Below are 2,169 nucleotides of genomic sequence, written 5' to 3'. Positions count from 1 at the left end.
CCAAGGGCATCACCGGCAAGGAGGCCGAAGCCGTGCTGGGCAGCGCCCACATGACGATCAACAAAAACGCCATCCCGAACGACCCGGAAAAGCCGATGGTCACCAGCGGCGTGCGCATCGGCACCCCCGCCATGACAACCCGCGGCTTCAAGGACGAAGAAGCCCGCGCCACGGCCAACCTGATTGCCGACGTGCTGGACAACCCGCGCGACGCGGCCAACATCGAAGCTGTTCGCGCCAAGGTCCACGCCCTGACCAGCCGGTTCCCCGTTTACCGCTAAATCATGATGGACAGCGCGGGCACTATTATTTTGATAGCTGCTTGCGCACGTCCTTATTGGGCTAGAGGCCGATTTGCTCGTTTAAATTCGAGCTATATTCCATGAAATGCCCCTTTTGCGGTCATCTTGAAACCCAGGTTGTCGAAACCCGGGTGGCCGAGGACGCCGACTTCATACGCCGCCGCCGCCAGTGCGGCGCGTGTGAAAAGCGCTTTACCACCTACGAGCGGCCAGACGTGACCTTCCCGTCCATCGTCAAGAAGGACGGCCGGCGCATCGAATACAAGCGCAGCAAGGTTTTGGCATCCCTGAACCTGGCGCTGCGCAAGCGCCCCGTGAGCACCGAACAGGTCGACGCTGCGATCGAGCGGATTGAAGAAAAGCTGCTGAGCCTGGGCGTGCGCGAAGTCGCCTCCAACCGCATCGGTGAACTTGTCATGCGTGAGCTAAAAAAGCTCGACAAGGTGGCTTATGTCCGCTTTGCGAGCGTCTACCGCAGCTTTGAGGATATTGACGAGTTCAAGACCCTGGTGGACGAAGTCAGGCGATAACGCGGCAAGGCAGCTGTGCGTTAGCCATCTCCCCGCCTCTACGGGCTCGGCCCGGCCTTGCATGCCGGCCAGCCAGGCCGCCCAATCGGGACGGCTATTTCCAGCAGTCGGCGACGGTAATGACCCCCGTCACGGAACGCCGCCCGGCGTTGTCGAGAATGAGCGTGCCGCACTTGTCGGCATTCATCGGGCCAGTCGCGCGCGGCACGGCCTGAATCGAGAACGCGCTGATGGTGGGTGTCGCGGTAAACGAAATCGAGTACGTTGCAACAGCGGAAGCTGCTCCCTTCGGCACCTGCGCCAATTCGGCGGGTATCGCCACAGCAGTGCCTGCGCGGTCCTGGTTGTAGCGGTCATTGTTCGAATAAAACCGCTGCATGAACTGTGCTGTTTCGAGCAACTGACCCCGGGCCTCAGCGCGCCTGGACTTTGCGACGGAATCCCGGTAGCTGGGCAAGGCAACCGCCGTGATGATGGCCACAATGGCCACGACGATCATCAACTCGATCAGGGTAAAGCCGTTCTTTTTCATAGTCATTCCAGAAGTTCAGATCGTCGGGGCCAAGGAGGCCGTTACGGAGGGCTCACAATTTGCCGCCAGTTGCGCCGGATGGAGTTTTTATCTCCCGCGAAGAGTTTACTCGTCGTCGTTGACACACTGACGCCTGTGGGTCTGCCGCCCCCCTTGGTCAATATGCCGTCGCTACCGTCTGCCCCGGTTTGATAAATCACCGCTTGCGCGTTGTCGTTGCCGTCAATGACCCCGTCTCCGTTGGTATCAAAAGTCGCACCATCGGTGCCCGCCGCGCCAGAGAAGGGATCCAGCACGAAGTTATAGCCCACGCCGCTGCTTGCCGAGCAGGTGAGGACAGTACCACCGGGCGCCACAGTCTCAAAAAAGACCCGGCCTAGCGCAACTTGCGGGTCGTACACCACACGTTGCCCTGCCTGGATGGTCAGTGGCATGCGCCAGCCGCGTTTGGAGGCATAGTCAACCACATTGTTGGTCGAGGTCCAGTAAGTCACCGTCTGGGCTGGAGACCCGGAGGAAATGGTCACCGTTGCGGAAACCTGCTGCAACACAAGCGTTGCCGTGCCACCGATCACGCCGGTCGCAGCACTGGTATCGGCGCCAACCTTGACCTGATCCCAGAGACCATACAAGGTCTTTTCCTGAATATTGTTGGTGTCGGCTGTTTCAAAGAGCTTGCCCGTGCCTACCAGCACCTGCACACCCCCCGCAGGGTGCAGGGTATATGTAGGCGCAGACGTAATGGGTTCAACCTGGCCACTGCGATTTACCGCGGTAAACAGAGGCTTGGGAGACGCCGCAGTAT

At 60.0% G+C, this 2,169-nt stretch carries 3 protein-coding genes and 1 pseudogene; 2 read left to right on the top strand and 2 right to left on the bottom strand.

The window, feature by feature from the left end:
* Both glyA and nrdR read left to right on the top strand, forming a co-directional pair.
* A pseudogene (gene glyA / locus AC1D0Z_RS20130) lies at positions 1 to 281 on the top strand (serine hydroxymethyltransferase); the annotation flags it as partial.
* Between the two features lie 101 nt (positions 282 to 382).
* Positions 383 to 832 carry a transcriptional regulator NrdR gene (gene nrdR, locus AC1D0Z_RS20125; RefSeq protein WP_477659940.1) on the top strand — a complete coding sequence of 150 codons (450 nt, stop codon included), beginning with the start codon at positions 383 to 385 and terminating at the stop codon, positions 830 to 832.
* A gap of 94 nt (positions 833 to 926) precedes the next feature.
* On the opposite strand, the gene AC1D0Z_RS20120 is transcribed toward nrdR, so the two are convergent.
* Together AC1D0Z_RS20120 and AC1D0Z_RS20115 are read right to left on the bottom strand one after the other, a co-directional pair.
* On the bottom strand, positions 927 to 1,364 hold the full coding sequence (locus tag AC1D0Z_RS20120; RefSeq protein ID WP_477659939.1) for a type IV pilin protein: 438 nt from the start codon (positions 1,362 to 1,364) through the stop codon (positions 927 to 929).
* A 41-nt stretch (positions 1,365 to 1,405) separates the two neighbouring features.
* On the bottom strand, positions 1,406 to 2,169 hold a 764-nt coding region (locus AC1D0Z_RS20115; RefSeq protein WP_477659938.1), incomplete at its 5' end, for a PilC/PilY family type IV pilus protein.

The organism is Polaromonas sp. P1_E3, assembly GCF_056405935.1.
The sequence above is the reverse complement of the archived record's forward strand: the minus strand, read 5'-3'. Positions and strand labels throughout refer to the sequence as shown.

What these genes read in the sequence shown, in the direction of transcription:
- nrdR (WP_477659940.1), top strand. Translation starts at nt 383, where the DNA reads ATGAAATGCCCCTTTTGCGGTCATCTTGAAACCCAGGTTGTCGAAACC.
- AC1D0Z_RS20120 (WP_477659939.1), bottom strand. Translation starts at nt 1,364, where the DNA reads ATGAAAAAGAACGGCTTTACCCTGATCGAGTTGATGATCGTCGTGGCC.